Annotated in this window: 12 protein-coding genes; 8 read left to right on the forward strand and 4 right to left on the reverse strand. The window is 56.9% G+C overall.

Annotation, left to right across the window (positions count from 1 at the left end; genetic code table 11):
• Positions 1-50 precede the first annotated feature (50 nt).
• The 5 genes from hrpA to VRY85_RS08960 all read left to right on the forward strand — a co-directional run bounded on the left by hrpA (position 51) and on the right by VRY85_RS08960 (position 10,326).
• On the forward strand, positions 51-3,908 hold the full coding sequence (hrpA, locus tag VRY85_RS08940; RefSeq protein ID WP_414598236.1) for an ATP-dependent RNA helicase HrpA: 3,858 nt from the start codon (positions 51-53) through the stop codon (positions 3,906-3,908).
• A gap of 142 nt (positions 3,909-4,050) precedes the next feature.
• Positions 4,051-7,542, forward strand: a complete 3,492-nt coding sequence (gene dnaE, locus VRY85_RS08945; protein ID WP_414598237.1) for a DNA polymerase III subunit alpha — start codon at positions 4,051-4,053, stop codon at positions 7,540-7,542.
• Positions 7,539-8,657, forward strand: coding sequence for a glycosyltransferase family 4 protein (locus VRY85_RS08950; protein ID WP_414598238.1), 1,119 nt, complete (start codon positions 7,539-7,541; stop codon positions 8,655-8,657). The genes dnaE and VRY85_RS08950 overlap by 4 nt, the downstream gene beginning before the upstream one ends.
• Positions 8,654-9,490, forward strand: a complete 837-nt coding sequence (locus tag VRY85_RS08955) for a polysaccharide deacetylase family protein (protein ID WP_414598239.1) — start codon at positions 8,654-8,656, stop codon at positions 9,488-9,490. Before VRY85_RS08950 ends, VRY85_RS08955 begins: the two co-directional genes overlap by 4 nt.
• Before the next feature lie 65 nt (positions 9,491-9,555).
• Positions 9,556-10,326: a glycosyltransferase family 2 protein gene (locus tag VRY85_RS08960; protein ID WP_414598258.1), complete on the forward strand. Its 771-nt coding sequence runs from the start codon at positions 9,556-9,558 to the stop codon at positions 10,324-10,326.
• On the opposite strand, the gene VRY85_RS08965 is transcribed toward VRY85_RS08960, so the two are convergent.
• Genes VRY85_RS08965 through VRY85_RS08975 form a run of 3 tightly spaced genes read right to left on the reverse strand, consistent with a single transcriptional unit; the run spans position 10,319 to position 12,332 of the window.
• Positions 10,319-10,588: a YkgJ family cysteine cluster protein gene (locus VRY85_RS08965; protein WP_414598240.1), complete on the reverse strand. Its 270-nt coding sequence runs from the start codon at positions 10,586-10,588 to the stop codon at positions 10,319-10,321. The genes VRY85_RS08960 and VRY85_RS08965 overlap by 8 nt on opposite strands.
• Positions 10,588-11,352, reverse strand: a complete 765-nt coding sequence (locus VRY85_RS08970) for a YdcF family protein (protein WP_414598241.1) — start codon at positions 11,350-11,352, stop codon at positions 10,588-10,590. Before VRY85_RS08970 ends, VRY85_RS08965 begins: the two co-directional genes overlap by 1 nt.
• A gap of 14 nt (positions 11,353-11,366) precedes the next feature.
• Positions 11,367-12,332, reverse strand: coding sequence for a glycosyltransferase family 9 protein (locus VRY85_RS08975; RefSeq protein ID WP_414598242.1), 966 nt, complete (start codon positions 12,330-12,332; stop codon positions 11,367-11,369).
• A gap of 70 nt (positions 12,333-12,402) precedes the next feature.
• Between VRY85_RS08975 and msbA the strand changes: the two genes are divergently transcribed.
• The 3 genes from msbA (at position 12,403) to VRY85_RS08990 (ending at position 16,425) form a co-directional block, all read left to right on the forward strand.
• The gene (msbA, locus tag VRY85_RS08980) at positions 12,403-14,226 is read left to right on the forward strand and encodes a lipid A export permease/ATP-binding protein MsbA (RefSeq protein WP_414598243.1); all 1,824 of its coding nucleotides are present in this window, start codon (positions 12,403-12,405) and stop codon (positions 14,224-14,226) included.
• 9 nt (positions 14,227-14,235) lie between these two features.
• Positions 14,236-14,667 carry a hypothetical protein gene (locus VRY85_RS08985; RefSeq protein ID WP_414598244.1) on the forward strand — a complete coding sequence of 144 codons (432 nt, stop codon included), beginning with the start codon at positions 14,236-14,238 and terminating at the stop codon, positions 14,665-14,667.
• Positions 14,668-14,820: 153 nt separating this feature from the next.
• Positions 14,821-16,425, forward strand: a complete 1,605-nt coding sequence (locus VRY85_RS08990; protein ID WP_414598245.1) for a methyl-accepting chemotaxis protein — start codon at positions 14,821-14,823, stop codon at positions 16,423-16,425.
• Between the two features lie 39 nt (positions 16,426-16,464).
• Here the strand turns inward: VRY85_RS08990 and rng are convergent, their stop codons facing one another.
• A complete protein-coding gene (rng, locus tag VRY85_RS08995) occupies positions 16,465-17,928 on the reverse strand; it encodes a ribonuclease G (protein WP_414598246.1) in 1,464 nt (487 codons plus the stop codon).
• Between the last annotated feature and the right edge of the window lie 441 nt (positions 17,929-18,369).

Here is an 18,369-nt window from a genome sequence, read left to right on the forward strand (position 1 = left end):
GGAACAAGAGGAAAATTATAATAAGCGGTTGTTCAGACCGAATTGGTTTCATGCAAAAGACTGCACCATTGTCAGATAACCCACTCAAAACCGCTCCAGAAGGCCGGAATCGCCCGGCGCGTCGCCCTCGGGCAGAGATGCCTCCCAGGTTGGATCGCGAGCCGCCGCCCATTCATTACCCTGAAGATCTGCCTGTCAGCGCGCATCGCGAACAGCTTGCCAAGGCGATTGATGAACACCGTGTAGTCATTGTCTGCGGTGAAACCGGTTCCGGCAAGACTACGCAGTTGCCGAAAATTTGTCTGGAGCTTGGGCGGGGACGCAAGCGGATGATCGCCCACACCCAGCCCAGGCGGCTTGCTGCGACGTCGGTAGCCAAGCGCATTGCAGAGGAGCTGAATACCGAACTGGGTGATTGGGTTGGGTATCAGATTCGTTTCAGTGACCGTAGCGGCCCCAATGTGGCGGTCAAACTGATGACAGACGGCATTTTGCTAGCCGAAACCCAGCGCGACCCGCTGTTGCGGCGCTACGACACTATTATTGTCGACGAGGCGCATGAGCGCAGTTTGAATATCGACTTCCTGCTGGGTTTTCTGAAAAACCTGTTGGAAAAGCGTAGCGACCTCAAGCTCATTATTACCTCGGCCACGATTGATGCCGATCGTTTCGCCAAACACTTCAGTATGGCGGGTAAGCCGGCACCGGTCATTGAGGTGTCGGGGCGACTGTATCCCGTTGAAGTGCGCTACCGGCCCATCCAGAACGATAAAGATGAAGAGGCCGGCGGGCGGGGCAGTCGCGATGAGGAACGTGACCTCATCGATGCGATTGTGGAAGGCGTGGATGAGTGCGCCCGCCATGGCCCGGGCGACGTGTTGGTTTTTCTGCCGGGTGAGAGGGAGATTCGCGAATCGGTCGAAGCCTTGCGCAAACATCATCCGCCAGGCGCCGAGATATTGCCGCTGTATGCGCGGCTGTCGCAGGCTGAACAAGAACGGATCTTCCGCCCACAGGGTAGTGGTCGGCGTATCGTGCTCGCTACCAACGTGGCAGAAACCTCACTGACTGTGCCCGGCATACGCTACGTCGTCGATAGCGGGCTGGCGCGGGTAAAACGCTATTCGTGGCGCAACAAAGTAGAGCAGTTGCGTATCGAGCCTATCAGTCAGGCATCGGCCAACCAGAGGGCGGGGCGCTGCGGCCGTATTGGCCCGGGTGTATGCCTGCGTCTTTACGACGAGGCCGATTTCAAGTCACGGCCTGCTTTCACCGACCCGGAAGTGCTGCGCTCCTCATTAGCTTCGGTGATTCTGCGCATGAAGGCGCTCAAGCTAGACGATATCGAAGCCTTTCCCTTTGTTGATGCACCGGCGGGCCGTGCCGTGGCCGACGGCTACCAGCAGTTGCAGGAACTGGGGGCGCTGGATGAAAACAATGTCCTAACCGCCATAGGGCGAGAACAAGCACGCCTGCCGGTGGACCCTCGGGTGGGGCGCATGATTCTCGCCGCGCGCGATCATCAATGCCTGACGGAAATGCTGGTCATAGCGGCGGCGCTTTCTGTCCAGGACCCGCGTGACCGCCCCATGCAAGAACGTGAAGCGGCGGATGCCGCGCATGCCAAGTTCAACGACGAACGTTCAGAATTCCTGTCTTATCTGAAGTTGTGGCGTTGGTATGCCGAACAGGTCCAGCACAAGGCTTCGCAACGCAAACTGGTGGCTCAGCTACGCCAGAACTTTCTATCACCGCTGCGATTGCGCGAATGGCGCGATGTGCACAGCCAGCTTGCCGCGTTAGTGGGTGAGCAAGGCTGGCGGCTTAACGAAGCGCAAGCCACGTATGAACAAGTTCATATGGCGCTGCTAACGGGATTGTTGGGTAATGTCGGTACCAAGGCCGAAGAAGGCGGCGTTTGGCAGGGGGCTAGGGATATCCGTTTCCACATTCACCCGGGTTCAGCGTTGGGCAAGAAAGCAGGCCGTTGGATTGTGGCGGGAGAGCTGGTGGAAACCACTCGGTTGTATGCAAGATGTATAGCTAAAATAGATCCGCGATGGGTGGAGAGAGCTGGGGCTCATCTCTTACGCAAACATTGGTCTGACCCCCGTTGGGAGAAAAAAGCCGGGCAGGTGGTGGCTAACGAGCGCGCCACGCTTTATGGGCTGACCGTCTATGCGGGACGGCGTGTGCATTTCGGGCGCATTGACCCTCGGCAGGCTCGCGAAATCTTTATTCGCGACGCCCTGGTAACAGGGGAAATCGACAGCAAACTGCCTTTTCTGCGGCATAACAGTCGGCTCATGGCATCTATCGAAAAACTCGAACACCAGACGCGTCGCCCGGACATTCTGGTCGATGACCAACTCATCTACGCGTTTTACGATGCACGCATTCCCGAGGATGTTTTCCAGACGGCCACTCTCGAACGCTGGTATTCACGCTTGAAGCCCGGTGAGGCCAAGGCGCTGGAGCTGAGCCGCGACGAACTCATGCGCCACGATGCAGCTGGCATCACCACCGATGTCTTCCCCAAGAAGGTGGTCTGGCAGGGTGTGGAAATGGCGCTGGATTATCACTTTGAACCGGGCTCTTTGCGCGACGGCGTGACGCTGTCCGTGCCTTTATTCGCTTTGAACCGCATCGACCCCATGCGCTGCGAATGGCTGGTGCCGGGCATGCTCAAGGAAAAGACCCATTTACTGCTGAGATCGCTGCCGCAGAAACTGCGCCGCCATTGCGTACCCCTGCCGGAATACGCGGCCGGTTTTGTCGAGCGTTGGTTCGATCAGGCCAGTGACCCCGGCATGAGTTTGTTGGACGCCATCGCTCAGGATATGTGGCAACAGGTGAAAGTCAGGCCGCAGCGCGGCGATTTCAAGCTCGAAACCCTGCCTGCGCACTTGTTCATGAATTTCAAAGTGGTCGATGAACACGGGCGCATGTTGTCGGGCGGGCGTAACCTGGATCAGCTCAAAGCAGAACATGGACGCGATGCCCAGGTATCGTTCCAGATGGTGGCAGGGCGCGATCAGGAGGTGGCCCGAGCCCTGGCCCACGAAAACCTGACTGACTGGACTTTCGGTGAGTTGCCGGAAATCATGGAAATTCAACGAAAAGGGCAGTCGTTTATTGGTTACCCAGCGCTGGTGGATGAAGGCAGCCATTGTGAACTGGATGTTTTCGATGACCCGGCTGAGTCCAGGCGCCACCATCGTCGCGGTTTGTGCCGTTTGTTCCGCTTGGGCTTGCGTGATCAGGTCAAGTTTTTGGAAAAAAACATTCCAGACCTGACGCGTATGAGCATGTTGTACATGAGCTTGGGCACCCAAGAAGCGCTGCGCGATCAAATCATTGATTGCGGCATCGCTCAGGCTTTCATGGCCGAGCCTTGGCCCACTGACCAGGCTTCCTTCGAGGCCCGCAAGGCAGAAGGGCGCAACCGTCTTGGCCTGATAGTGCAGGAAATTGCACGTCTGACCGCCACCATTCTCACTGAGTGGAGCACTTTAACTAAGAAGTTGCCTCAGGCCAAACCTCATAAGGCCGCCTATGAAGACATACAGGCTCAGCAAGCGGCCTTGATGACGCCGGCCTTCCTGCGCGACACACCTTACGAGCGCCTGGCGCATTTTCCGCGTTATCTCAAGGCGGCCCATGTGCGTATAGACAAGCTGCGCGCTGACCCGGCCCGCGATGCGCGTAACATGTCCGACATGGCGCCCTTGCTCGCACAGTATCAGCGTGCCCGGCAGGCGCTGAAAGGCGCGAGTGACGCCCAACTGGAAGAATTCCGCTGGATGTTGCAGGAATTGCGGGTTGCACTGTTTGCGCAAGAGCTGCGCACCCCCGCGCCGGTGTCGGTAAAACGCTTGCAGAAAGCGTGGGCCGCTATGCAGCGTTAGCGTCCTACCTGCTTGGCCAGTACGCGTATGGGTCTGCTGCGCTTAGGCGCGAGCAGCCTGCCGTGTATGCCATGTACGCGATCGCTTATCCCTTAGATATATCAGCGCGTGTTCCGGCCGCCTCACAAGTACAATCACCGCCATGAATCACGAATCCAATTCTCCTGCTTTTGTCCACTTGCGCGTTCACTCCGAGTTTTCGGTCGTGGACGGCATTGCGCAGATTCCCGCCTTGGTGAAAAAGGCCGTGGAATTCGGGCAGCCTGCGCTGGCCCTGACAGACCTCTCCAATCTGTTTGGCTTCGTCAAGTTTTACCGGGCGGCGCAGGGCAAGGGCGTCAAGCCCATCGCCGGCGCCGATGTCTGGCTGGAAAACGAGCAGGACCGCGAGAAACCGCAACGGCTGTTGCTACTAGCTCGCAACCATGATGGCTACCTGTCTCTATGCGACTTGCTTAGCCGTGCTTGGTTGACCAATCAATATAAAGGCAGGGCGGAACTTAAACGGGAATGGCTGGAACAGGCAAAAGGCCTGATTCTGCTGTCGGGTGGCAGGGCCGGCGATGTCGGTCAGGCGCTTGAGGCGGGGCGCGAAGCGGAAGCCGAGGCGTTTGCCAGACAATGGGCCGAACTCTACCCGGATGCCTATTTCATTGAGTTGCAACGCACCGGCGCCGATGGCGATGAAGGCTATGTGCAAGCTGCAATACGGCTGGCAGTCAAACTTGATCTCCCGGTAGTAGCTACCCACCCCATCCAGTTTCTGGAACACGAGGATTTCCGCGCTCACGAAGCCCGCGTCTGTATCGCCGAGGGCGAACAACTGGGCAATGCCAAGCGCGCGCGCCGTTACACCGATCAGCAATACATGTTGAGTTCGGAGGAAATGGCCCGCCGCTTTGCCGATGTGCCTTCTGCCATCACCAATACGGTGGAAATCGCCCGGCGCTGCAACCTGACCATGCAATTGGGCAAGGCCTACCTGCCTGATTTCCCCACACCCGATGGCGTGACGCTGGATGATTACATGGTGCAGCTGGCCGAGGAAGGGCTGGAGCGCCGCATGCAGCAGCTTTACCCGGACGAAGCTGAGCGTCAGGCGCAGTACCCAACCTACCGCGAGCGTTTGGAATGGGAATGCACCATCATTATCAAGATGGGCTTTCCCGGTTATTTCCTCATCGTTGCCGACTTCATCAACTGGGGCAAGAACAACGGAGTGCCGGTGGGGCCGGGCCGGGGCTCGGGCGCGGGTTCGCTGGTGGCCTACGCCTTGGGCATTACCGATCTCGACCCCATCCGCTACGACTTGCTGTTCGAACGGTTCCTGAACCCGGAACGGGTCTCCATGCCTGACTTCGATATCGACTTCTGTCAGGATAATCGCGAACGGGTCATCGACTACGTTAAACAGAAATACGGTAAAGATGCGGTTAGCCAGATCGCCACCTTCGGTACGCTGGGTGCGAAGGCCGTGGTGCGCGATGTGGGCCGTGTGTTGGAAATGCCCTATTCGCTGTGTGATGGTCTTTCCAAGCTGATTCCCTTCAGCCCTATGGACCCATGGAGCCTGGATCGCGCACTCAAAGAAGAGCCGGCGTTTCTGGAGCGCTACGAGCAAGATGAAGAAGTGAAGGCGCTGGTCGACCTTGCCAAGCCGCTCGAAGGTCTGACGCGGAACATTGGTATGCACGCCGGTGGCGTGCTGATCGCTCCGGGCAAGCTTACCGACTTCTGCCCGCTGTACTGCCAGCCAGGCCACGACAGCAGTGTGGTGTCCCAGTACGATAAGGACGACGTGGAAGCCGTCGGCCTGGTGAAGTTCGACTTCTTGGGCCTGCGTAACCTTACGATTCTGGATTGGGCCGTGCGCTATGTGCGCCGCTTCAACCCGTCCATGCAGGATTTCGACCTCATGGATTTATCGCTGGACGACCCGAAGGCGTATCAGCTCCTGACCGAAGGCAATACCACTGCCGTCTTCCAGTTGGAATCGCGGGGGATGAAGGAACTTCTCAAAAGCCTGAAACCCAGCAACTTTGAAGACGTGATTGCAGTGCTGGCACTGTACCGTCCCGGCCCTCTGGAATCCGGCATGGTGGTGGACTTTGTCAACCGTAAGCATGGCCGGGCCGAAGTCGATTACTTTCACCCGGATCTCGAAGCCGTCCTGACCAGCACCTATGGGGTGATTGTGTATCAGGAACAGGTGATGCTGATTTCCCAGATCATTGGCGGCTATAGCTTGGGCGGCGCCGACTTGCTGCGTCGCGCCATGGGTAAGAAAAAGCCCGAGGAAATGGCCAAGCATCGCGAATTGTTCGAGAAGGGCGCGGTAGAGAAAGGCTATGACGCCGAACTGGCGGTCAAGCTGTTCGACCTCATGGAAAAGTTCGCCGGTTATGGCTTTAACAAGAGTCACTCGGCTGCTTACGCCCTCATCGCTTATCAAACTGCATGGCTCAAGTACTACCACCCGGCGGAATTCCTGGCCGCCACCCTGTCTTCCGATATGGACGACACCGACAAGGTGCAGATTTTCTGGAAGGATGCGGTGGCCAACGGCGTGGACGTCCTGCCGCCCGATGTCAACGCTTCGGCCTACCGCTTTGAGCCGGTGGAAGATGAATACACTGCCAAAGGGCGGCCCCCACGTTCTATGCGTTATGGGCTGGGCGCCGTCAAGGGAACCGGCCAGGCGGCGGTGGAAGAAATCATCCGTGCCCGTGAGGCAGAAGGCCCCTACACCAGCCTGTTCGATTTTTGCAAAAAGGTGGATCGCTCCATCGTTAATCGCCGCACCATTGAAGCGCTGATTCGCGCAGGGGCGTTCGACACCATTTCCGAAAACCGGGCGGCCTTGCTGGCGACCGTGGGCAACGCCATTGAAGCGGCAGAGCAGGCGGAACGCAGCGCTAACCAGATCTCTCTCTTTGATGACAATGCGGGCGAAATTGTTGAACTCGAGCTAGCGAAGGTGCAGCCTTGGGATCTACAAACACAGTTACGCGAAGAAAAACTCGCACTAGGGTTTTATTTCAGCGGTCACTTGTTTGATGCCTGGCGTGATGAGGTCCGGCGCTTTGCGCCTACCCCGCTGGCCCGTCTGCAGCCCTCACGCAGTCTGCAATGGTTTGCCGGGGTGCTCACTGCCTTGCGGCCTCGTATGACGCGCCGTGGAAAAATGCTTTATGCCTTGCTGGACGATGGTTCGGGGCAGGTTGAGGTCGCCATTTTCAATGAGCTCTACGAACAGCACCGTCTGCGACTCAAAGAAGACCAGCTCATCATCATCCATGGCAAGGTGACACACGACGACTTTTCCGGTGGCCTGCGAGTCACTGCAGATGTCATCTACGATCTTCAACTGGCACGGGAATCACGCGCTCATAGCTTGCGAATCAGCTTGAATGGCAACGCAGACACAGTGCGCCTGCGTCAACTGTTGAACCCCTACCGCGCCGACCCCGAAAATGGCCTGCCCGGTGTGCCGGTCGAACTTCAGTTGGAACGCGAAGGCTTTCGTTGCCTGGTCCGTTTGGGTGAGGACTGGCGGGTGCGCATGTCCGACACCATGCTCGAACAATTATCAGAATGGGTGAAGCCCGAAGCGCTGGAGATTACCTACGCATGAGTACCGATCGCAGTTTCAAGCCCTTGCGCATTTTGCATTCCGAATCAGCCGTTGGTTGGGCCGGGCAGGAGCAGTATATTTTCCGTATGGTGGGGGCGATGCGTGAGCGCGGCCACCACATGGAAGTCGTTTGCCAGCCGCATGCCATGTTGGTTGAGCGCCTGCGGGATGCAGGCTTCACTGTGCATACCTTGCCCATGCGAGGCATCAAGAATTATCTGCGTGGGCTTGGGAAAATTCGCAAGATACTGCGCGACGGCAATTTCGACGTATTGAATACACACAGTCGGCGCGACACCTTGCTGGCGGGCATGGCAGCGCGGTTGGCGGGCACGCCACTAATCGTGCGCACCCGGCACCTGGCCAAGCCGCCTGGCTCTTTGCTGTCTTACAACAAGGTGCCGCACCGCATTACAACAGCCAGCAACTTCGTGCGTCAGCAACTGATAGATCGCGGTGTGCCGGAAGGGCATGTGGCCACGGTATATCCTGCTGTCGAGTTTCCAGCGCCCACCGGGCAATCTACGCTACGTGCCGAACTCAAGCTGGCTGCCAACGATATTGTGGTGGGTTGTGTTTCGGCGTTACGCCATAAGAAGGGCCACCGCGAACTTTTCCAAGCCATGGCGCCCCTGATTGCCGAGCGGCCGAATCTGCATTTGGTAGTCGTGGGCGATGGTTCGCCTGTGTTTGAAGAGTTGCAGGCCTTGGCTCAGGAACTAGGCATGTCGCGCAGAGTTCACCTCCTGGGTCGGCGCGACGATGTGCCCAACCTGATGGAAGGCTTCGATATTTTTGCCATGGCAACCCGCCAGGAAGCGTCGGGAACGGTATTCGTGGAAGCGGGAGCCATGGGGGTGCCGGTCATTGGTACAAATATCGATGGTGTACCCGAAATGATGAAGGACGGCGTCAACGGGCTGTTGGTACCGCTGGATGATGTGCCTGCGCTTACACAAGCCATTCGTCGCCTGGTTGAAGATCCTGAGTTGCGCAGTAGTATGGGGCAGGCGGGTGTGGAATTTTGCCGTAACTCGGGGCATTTCAGCCTGGAGGCTATGGTTGAACGTGTTGAGTCTGCCTATTTACGCTGGCTGGGGGAGCTGAAAAAATGACACAAACCGTGCCTGTTTTGATGTACCACCACGTTTCGCCTGTGGAAGGCATGATTACCTCTTCGGTTGCCAATTTCGAGGACAATCTCAAATGGCTAAGTAAACGGGGCTACCGTTCTCTGACGAGTGATGAGTTTGCCGGGCACTTGGAAGGGCGCCCTGTGCCGCCGCGCTCTATTCTTATTACTTTTGACGACGGCTATCTCGACAACTGGGTGTATGCCTATCCACTGATGAAGCGCTATGGCTTCACGGGCATCATTTTTCTCGTGACTTCCTGGATAGGCGATGGCCCGGTGCGCCCGCACCTGGGTCAAAATGCCCTGCCCGAAACGCCTTCCCATCACGATTGTGAAGATCGCATCGAACAGGGCAGGGCGGACGAAGTCATGTTGCGCTGGAGCGAAATCGAAGCAATGCGTGCAGATGGGGTGTTCGAGTTTCACAGCCATACCCATACGCATACCCGCTGGGATCTCAGCCCTGAAAAAGCCGCCAAGAACGAGCGTATGGCGCAGGAACTGGCCGATTCGCGTCGTGTATTGCAAGAGCGCTTGGGCAGCGTTTCTCAGCACTTCTGCTGGCCGCAAGGGTATTTCGACGAAGACTACATCCGCCTGGCTCAAGACGCAGGCTTTCGTTACTTGTATACCACTCGCCCCTTTGGGCAGAACAAGCCCGGTTCAGACCCTTCCCATATCTACCGCATTGCCGTGCGCAATACCACTGGCAATTCTGTAGGCCGGCGCATCGTCGTGGCGGCACACCCGCTTATTGGCCCGGTTTTCAATCGCTTCAAACTCTGGAAGCGTAACCGCAGGAGAGCAGCGTGAAAGCACATAACATCGCCGTCGCGCCCGAAGAGGCAGACGGCGTCGAGCGGGGGAAGCGTGCAACGCTGTCGGTCATCATCATTACGCTGAATGAAAAAGCGCATATTGCTGAATGCCTGGATTCCGTGGCGTTTGCCGATGAGATCATCGTGGTGGATTCCGGCAGCACCGATGGCACCCGCGATATTGCTCAGAGCAAGGGCGCCAAGGTGGTATTGACCGACGACTGGCCCGGCTTCGGGCCACAGAAGAATCGGGCGCTTGATCTGGCGACGGGTGAGTGGGTTTTGTCGATTGATGCCGATGAGCGTGTGACGCCCGAACTGAAGGCGGAAATCGAGTCTGTTCTATGGGCAGCCGCTATGGGCTCCGCCCAAGGCAAGCCGGCCTTTGCTTACCGCATGCCTCGTCTGTCGAACTTTGGCGGGCGCTGGATACGCCATAGCGGCTGGTGGCCCGACTACGTTTTGCGGCTTTTCAAGCGCGGCACGGCCCGCTTCAAAGAAGTTGCGGTTCATGAAAGCGTGGTAACGGAACACCCGGTCGCCACACTTAAAAGTCATTTTCTGCATTATCCCTATGCCAATCTTGAGCAACTCATCGCCAAAATTAATCATTATTCGACAGAGGCTGCGGGAATGATGCATGCACGGGGCAAGCGTACAAGCGTGCTCGGTGCATGGGGGCATGCAAGCTGGACGTTTATTCGAATTTATCTGCTGCGCAAGGGCTTTCTGGATGGCAGGGAAGGCTTCATTCTGGCCGCCATGGCTGCGGCGGGAAACTTTTTCCGCTATACCAAATTGTTCTTTCTGAACAAGCAGCAACCTAAATAGACGTTGCGGGCGGGCAGGTGCTGTGCTCCAGCGTAGTCAGCCATGCCATTGCCTGTTGCTGGCTGTCGCCACACATGGCGGCCTCCGGCATTAACGACGAACACACTGCGGGTCGGCTAGGTAGGCCGAAGATTTTGCAGCGGTTTTGCTCATCCAACTGGATGCAGCGCATGCCGGCCGGTTTGCCCTCAGGCATGCCGGGTATCGGGCTGGAAATCGACGGAGCAATGCAACATGCACCACAGCCAGAGCGGCATTGCATTACACCCACCCTCGCAGCCAGTACACCAGCATGCCGACGTATTCCTTCACAATCGAACGGCTGGCGGCTAATACCCGGGAGTCTGGCAGCCAGAACGAAAATGCCGGGTCTTCGGGCACGACGATCTGGGGCGGAGAGCCGGCTGCGGTGACATTGACCTGCTGCTTGCGAAAGACGCCCATGGAGCGGGGCATATGGAGCGCTGAGGTCACCAGCAGTACATCGTTCAGGCCTTGTTCTTTCAAAATGCGAGCGGTGTAGAGCGCATTCTGGTAAGTGGTGAGGCTGCGGGTTTCCTGGATGACGGCGACTTCAGGTACGCCTTGCTGATGCAGAGCGTTGGCCATGATCTGAGATTCACTCACGCCGCCGTCCAGTGCGGCGCCCGAAACAATGACCACCGGGGCGCGTTGCGCCTGATACAGTCGGGCAGCGGTATCAACGCGCGAAATAGTGTTGGCCTTATCGTAGGCATCAAACCAGTTGGTCCGGTTATTGGCAGTATTGCCGCCCAGCACCACAATAGCCTGCGCCGTGGGGAGTGCGTCGGGCGGTCGATAAGGGTGAAGTTGTTCCAGATGGCCACCTGCCCACAGGGTGGTGGCGGGCATGGACCAGAACAACACCCACCCTAGCCCGCAAGCTGCCAGAAGCGCGGCCAAGCGGCGGCGGCGCAGTATGAGCAGCAGCATGCCCAACACCCATAACGCAATACCCAGGTTCAGCGGAATAATGAGAGCGGTCAGAAGGTTGGACAGCGACATCAGCTTGGCGGCACTCAGTGTTGGGGTTGCAACAGGTTGATGATCTGCTCTTCAACCTCTTCCAGAGAAGGCCAGGCGTCGAAGTCGCCCAAGCAGATCGCGTGGCTGGACCAGGGGCCGGTGCGTTCGCGGTGTGTCACGCCGAACAAGGTAATTTGCCGGGCGCCCGCGGCAGCGGCCAAATGTGATACACCCGAATCGTTGCAAATCACTAGGCCCGCCAGTTGGGTGAGTGTAGCAAAGGCGCCTAGATTCATGGGGGGCAGACACGTGGCCGTAGGCGCATTTTCTTTTGCGGCTTCCACTTCAGAAGGGGGCGGGCACATGGCAACGGTATGCCCCTGGGTTTGCAAGCGGCGCACCAGGAGGTCGAAGTGCGGCCAGACTTTGACCCGGCCTTTATGCAGACCTGTAGCTGTGGGTGCGACCAATACGAAGTCGCCTTCAGCCAAGCCTGCTTCTTGAATGACATCCAGTGCCTGGGCGCGATGCTCATCGGTCAGGCGCAGGCCAAGCTGACCGGCGGGTTGCGGCGCAAGGGCTGCGCAGCCCCATCGCTCCATGGACAGCCTGACAAGGTGATACCAGGACTCCACCGCGTGGAGTTTCTCAGCAGGTTTGGGAAAGGGCCAGCGCAAGATCAAGCTGCGGCCGTCGTCTTTGTAACCTGAGCTGGGGATGCCGGCGAAGCTGAACACCATCGCACTGGAAAGCGAGTCCGGCAGCAGCAGGCCGCGTGGGTGGGCGTGGCCCGCCTTCTTCTTAAAAGCATGCACGGCGGCGCGGTCCTCTCGCCAGCGCCCTGTCATGTCCACGAAACCGGCTAGCTCGTAACCCGCCAGCAGGTTGCGCGCCCAGCTGCGGGCACATACCACTACAGGCAGTCCCGTCGCCAGGACGGCATCCAGACTGGGCAGACTCATACAGACATCGCCTATCCAGTTAGGCATGCGCAGGTAGATGGCGGATATGGGATTCATAGGGTGGATGATAGCGGGACGACCCGGGTTGGATATGAAGTAGAGTGCAGGGTAATAACGTGCGGGTAAAATGAGCCACCAGTTACCCAAGTATCTTAGTATAAAAGCGAGTCTATTCTTGAAGTCAGAAAGCCCACCGGTCGAAGACCAGTCCAGGCCAGTAAAGTCCGATTTGTGGCGGCGTATCTATAGCCGTGTTGGTCAATATTGGAAGGCCATTGTGCTGGCACTTGTGCTGGTGGCAGTGTCAGCAGCCACTCAGCCCACGCTGGCCATCATTACCAAGCCCTTGATTGACGAAGGCTTCACGGGAGACAAACCTTACTACATGTGGGCCATTCCTCTTGCCGTGATCGGGCTTATTTTGGTCCGTGGCTTGAGCAGCTTTGGCAGTTCTTACCTCCTGGCCTGGGTGGCGAACAACACCTTGTTGGGCATACGCAAGGACATGTTCGATCGCCTGCTGGGCATGTCCGATGAAGACTACAAGCGTAGTGATACGGGACGGCTTTTGAACCGGTTCACGATTGACGCAGGGAATGTCACTCAGTACGCCACCGATGTCGTCACGGTGATTGTGCGGGAAACCCTGGTGGTCATCGCTTTGCTGGTGGTCCTGCTGTACATGTCGTGGCAGCTTACGCTCATTGTGCTGGTGGTGTTACCTGTTTCTGTTTATACCGCCAGTGTGTTTATCCGCCGACTGCGACGCATCAACCGGGACACCATCACCATGAATGCCGAACTCACCCATGTGGTGAGAGAAGGTATTGAAGGTCAGCGTGTCATCAAGCTGTTCGATGGTTACGAGCGTGAAGCCGGCCGTTTTGCCTATGTGAATGCTCGCCTGCGCCGCTTTGCGATGCGGGCCGCCAGTGCAGATGCCGCGTTGTCGCCGTTGTCGCAATTCTTTATTGCGGTGGCCGTGGCGGCGGTGATTGCCGTGGCGCTGTATCAGGCCAATCAGGGGGCGTTGACGGTGGGCAGCTTCGCCGCTTTCATGGCGGCGTTGGGCCAGATTTTTGACCCAGTCAAAAAACTCACGAAAATCGCCAGCAGCATGCAGAAAATGCTCACCTCTGCAGAAAGCGTATTCGCACTGGTGGATAGCCTGCCCGAAGTTGACGAGGGCAAGCAAGAACTGGGCGAAAAAATTCAAGGGCGTATTGAGTTCCGCAATGTGACGCATCGTTTTGAAGGCGTCGATACCAATGTGCTGAACAGCGTTTCGTTAGTGGTCGAGCCGGGCCAGACGGTGGCGCTGGTGGGGCGTTCGGGCAGCGGTAAAACGACGCTGGTCAACATGATTCCACGTTTTGTCGAGCCCCTGGAAGGCGAGGTCTGCATCGACGGGCACAACGTGCGCGATATCAAGCTCAGCAGTTTGCGTCGCCACTTGTCGCTGGTCAGTCAGGATGTGGTCATGTTCGATGGCTCAATCGCCGACAACGTCGGCTATGGGTCTTTGCATGACGCCAGCCGCCAGGAAATCCGCGATGCGCTGCAAGCCGCCAATCTGCTTGAGTTTGTTGACAGCCTGCCTCAAGGGCTCGACACGCCGGTGGGAGAGAACGCCAGCCAGTTGTCGGGCGGCCAGCGCCAGCGTCTGGCCATTGCCCGGGCACTCATCAAGAATGCGCCCATTTTGATTCTCGACGAAGCAACCTCCGCTCTGGATAATGAGTCTGAACGCCAAGTGCAGGCCTCGTTAGAAAAATTGATGACCGGGCGCACGACCTTGGTGATTGCGCACCGTCTTTCCACCGTTCAGAAGGCTGACCTCATTGTTGTATTGGATGAGGGCCGCATTGTGGAGCAGGGGCGGCATGATGATCTGCTGGCAAACGAAGGTCTGTATGCGTCTTTGTATCGTATGCAGTTTAGAGAAGAATAGGAGCTTGATGTGTTCTTGAAAAATGTTCTGGCGGCGCTGGCAGTGGGGGGGGCGCTTGTGGGGTGTGCCGCCTCGGGCGATCGTATGGTGCGGGCGGACGACCTACGCAACGAAAATTACCTGGTGACAGATACGGTTATCAGTGATCTGGATTTCCCCTCTCTGCAGCGCAATTTATTTCAACACCGTGCTGCATGCGGCAGTGCACCGCGCTTTGTTATGCATGAAGGCGAAACCGCCTACGCCAGCCTGATCGAAACCGCTGACACACCGGAAAGCTATGAAAACGTTGTGATTGCGGACCTTATTCAGTACCCCGAATCATGGCGCGCGCCTGTTCGCGTGGCGATCAGCTTTTACAGCTACTACATCAACGACGATATTAAACAACGGGTAGATGCCATGTTGAACGCTGTTCGCCAACCAGGAAACTGCATGTAGCGCCCGCTTCAGGGGTTTCTTAAGACACATTAAGGTGCCTGCCGGGCACTTGCATCATTATTGCTCATCAAACATTTCGAGTGGCGTGGTTGCGCCATAAATATGAGCAAATGTTTTAAATGATGTCTTATTGTTTGTCTCGGGGGCCCGAAAATGAACAATATCTCGATCGGCACGAGATTGATTCTGGCCTTTATATTTCAGCTTTTGCTGTTGGCTCTGGTGACTGGAATCAGTCTTTGGCTCATGAGTACCAGCGATCAAGCGGTCAGAACACTTACTGGCGCACCCCTGAAAAATGAGCGCCTCCTTGTCGAATGGGACAAACTGCTATCCATTAACATGGCGCGCCTCGAGGCGGTGGCTCGCAGTCAGGACACGGAGCTGATCTCCTTCTTAACCGACCAGGTGAATGAAACGGCGCTTCAGCTCAACGGCATCGTGGGGCCCTTGAGAAACAACCTCCAGGACGATACCGCGCGCCAGCTCTACCAAGATGCCTTCGCTTCCTTCACCCGCTTTCATGAAGAGCGCGATCGTGCTCTGCAAGCCAAGAGCGCCGGTGACGATGCTGCCGCCATGCAATTCTTCAGGCATGACGTGGCACCCTTGATCAGCACGTATCGGAGTGCTTTCGAGAAATTGCTCGATTACATGAAAGGCCAGATCGACGAAGAAAGCGTGCGGGTGCAAGAAAGCAACGAATTGGGCCGCTATATCATGATTGGGGCTTTGTTAGTGGCCACAATACTCAGCCTCGGTACGGGCCTACTGATCACACGTTCCATTGTCCGGCCTTTGCAGCAATCGGTGGAGGCGGCTGCTGCGGTAGCGCAGCGTAACCTCACTCATCGCATCATCGTGCATGGCAGCGATGAAACCGGTCAACTCAGCCGCGCGCTTCACGACATGATTAATAGCCTTACCCACATCATGAGCAAATTGCGCCATGAGGCGGCATTAATCGCTGCGGCCTCGGAGCAAATCGCAACGGGGAATAGTGATCTGGCAGTGCGCACCGAACAGCAAGCGAGCGCCTTGGCTGAGACAGCAGCCACCATGGAGCAAATGACAGCCACGGTTAAACAGAATTCCGATAATGCTTTGGCCGCTAACAGCCTCACCGCCTCTGCCAAGCAAGTGGCACTCAAAGGAGGCGAGGTGGTCGACCGAATGGTCGATACCATGGGCGCCATCAATGATTCGGCGGCGCGTATCAGCGACATTATCGGTGTAATCGACGGGATTGCTTTTCAAACCAATATTCTTTCACTGAATGCTGCGGTGGAGGCGGCGCGAGCTGGCGAGCAGGGTAAAGGGTTTGCCGTGGTCGCCTCGGAAGTGCGCAGCTTGGCGCAACGTAGCGCCTCAGCCGCACAAGAAATTAAGGAGTTGATTGAGTCGGCGGTTCAGGCTGCACATCAAGGAAACAGTCTGGTGGGTGAAACGCGTAGCACCATGGCGGAGATCGTGGATAGTGTGCAGCGGGTGACGGATATCATGAGCGAAATCACAGCTGCCAGCAGCGAGCAGGCTTCCGGCATTGAGCAGGTGAATGTGGCCATTGCTCATATGGATGGAGGTACACAGCGTAATGCTGCCATGGTCAAGGATGCGGCAGAGGCGGCAAGGCATCTGCGCGAAGAAGCTGCCGCACTGGCGAATATCGTCATGACCTTCAAACTGCGGGACAGTACCCCCGAAGTGATTGATATGGAGCCTGTCGGCCGTACTTCTATGGCCGAAGCGGCGGCTTGAAGCCTGGGTATTAGGAAACCTTCAAACCAAAGCTTCGCGTTAAATCAGAACAATATCGTACTGTTCCTGTGAATATAGGCTTTCCACCTGAAGAGATATTGGTTTGCCGATGAAATCGCCCAGTATGGCCAGGTGGTCGCTTTCTTCTTCTAGGAACAGGTCAACGACTGCCTGTGAGGCCAGGATGCGAAACTCCTTGGGGCTGAACTGCCTGGATTCCCGTAGGATTTCCCGCAGAATTTCATAGCAAACGGTGCGTGGGGTTCGAACGTTACCGCGAGATTGGCAGGTAGGGCAGGGCTCGCATAGTTGATGTGCCAAGGAGTCACGCGTGCGCTTGCGTGTCATTTCCACCAGGCCCAACTGGCTGAAACCGCTGACAGTGACGCGGGTACGATCACGCGCCAACGCCTTGTTCAATTCGGCTAATACGGCGTCGCGGTGCCCCTGGTCCTCCATATCAATGAAGTCCAAGATAACAATGCCGCCCAGATTGCGCAGACGCAACTGGCGGGCAATGGCAACGGCCGCTTCCAGGTTGGTTTTGAAGATGGTGTCGCCAAAATTGCGCCCTCCCACATAACCGCCTGTATTGACGTCAACGGTGGTTAGCGCCTCGGTCTGGTCAATGATGAGATAACCACCAGACTTTAAATCCACTCGACGCGACAATGCGCGGCTAATTTCATCATCGACATTTGCCGTGTCGAACAGAGGGCGTTCTCCGCTGTAGTGACGGATGCGATCCACAACCGACGGGGTGTAACGCTTGGCCCATGCAAGGAGCTCTTGAGTGGTGCTGCGGGAATCCACCGTAATATGGGTGGTGGATGGCGTGACCATATCGCGCAGGACGCGCTGCGGCAGAGTGAGGTCGGCGTACAACAATGCGGGTGCACCCTGGGTTTTGAGTTTTTCCTGAATACTGACCCATAAGGTTCGCAGGTAGGAGCAATCCGCCTCCAGTTCGTCATCCGTTGCGCCTTCTGCTTGAGTGCGCACAATAAAGCCGCCGGAATCGTCTTCTTTCAGTAACCGCGTCACACGTTCGCGCAACGCCAAACGCTCGGATTCAGAATCTATCCGCTGAGAAATTCCCACGTGTGGTTCGAACGGTAGGTACACCAGCATGCGGCCGGCAATACTGATCTGTGTCGAAAGTCGAGCTCCTTTTGTGCCCAGCGGGTCTTTGATGACCTGCACCATGATGGGCTGGCCTTCAAATAACAACTTCTCTATTGGAGTGGTAGGCAGCCCCTTGCTACGCTCACTACGGTTCTGGCGAAGATCGGCGACATGAATGAAGGCGGCGCGTTCCAAGCCAATATCGACAAAAGCGCTTTGCATGCCAGGTAATACGCGTACGACTTTACCCAGATAAAGGTTGCCAACATGGCCGCGCTGAATACTGCGCTCAATATGAAGTTCCTGTACAGAACCTTGCTCTACAAGGGCGACTCGTGTTTCGAAAGGGGTAACGTTAATCAGTATGTCTTCTGTCATGAGTGATGCTTGCTTATGTTTGGTATAGCGACAGCATAAGACCTAACAGGCCGATACGCACACATGATGCGCCGGTCGGAGATAAACACCGTATCGCGATCTTTGGCTGTGTGCCGGGAGGGGTCTGGCGATTTGCTCGGCTCCTCGTGAGCAAAGAGCTGACTTGGGCCCGCTACCGCAGCAGCGTAAGCATTACTGATAGACGCTGGTCTACGCGTCTATACATATCAGTTCCGTATAAGCGTCGGACCGAGGGAGAACGGCTTGCCCCAGTGGCAAAACCCCTTATTTTCCCCCACCGACTTGCACGCCCCAAAACTTTCATGCTATATTTCGTTTCCTCGCTGATCGAGACATCGGGTTAACCCTAGTCTTGGCGCTTCAGAGAATAGGTCTTACGGCATGAGTCGGCGCCTACCCTCTCATTTCAAGCAGTCAGCG

Source organism: Achromobacter sp. F4_2707 (assembly GCF_047501535.1).
Taxonomy (GTDB): domain Bacteria; phylum Pseudomonadota; class Gammaproteobacteria; order Burkholderiales; family Burkholderiaceae_B; genus Yanghanlia.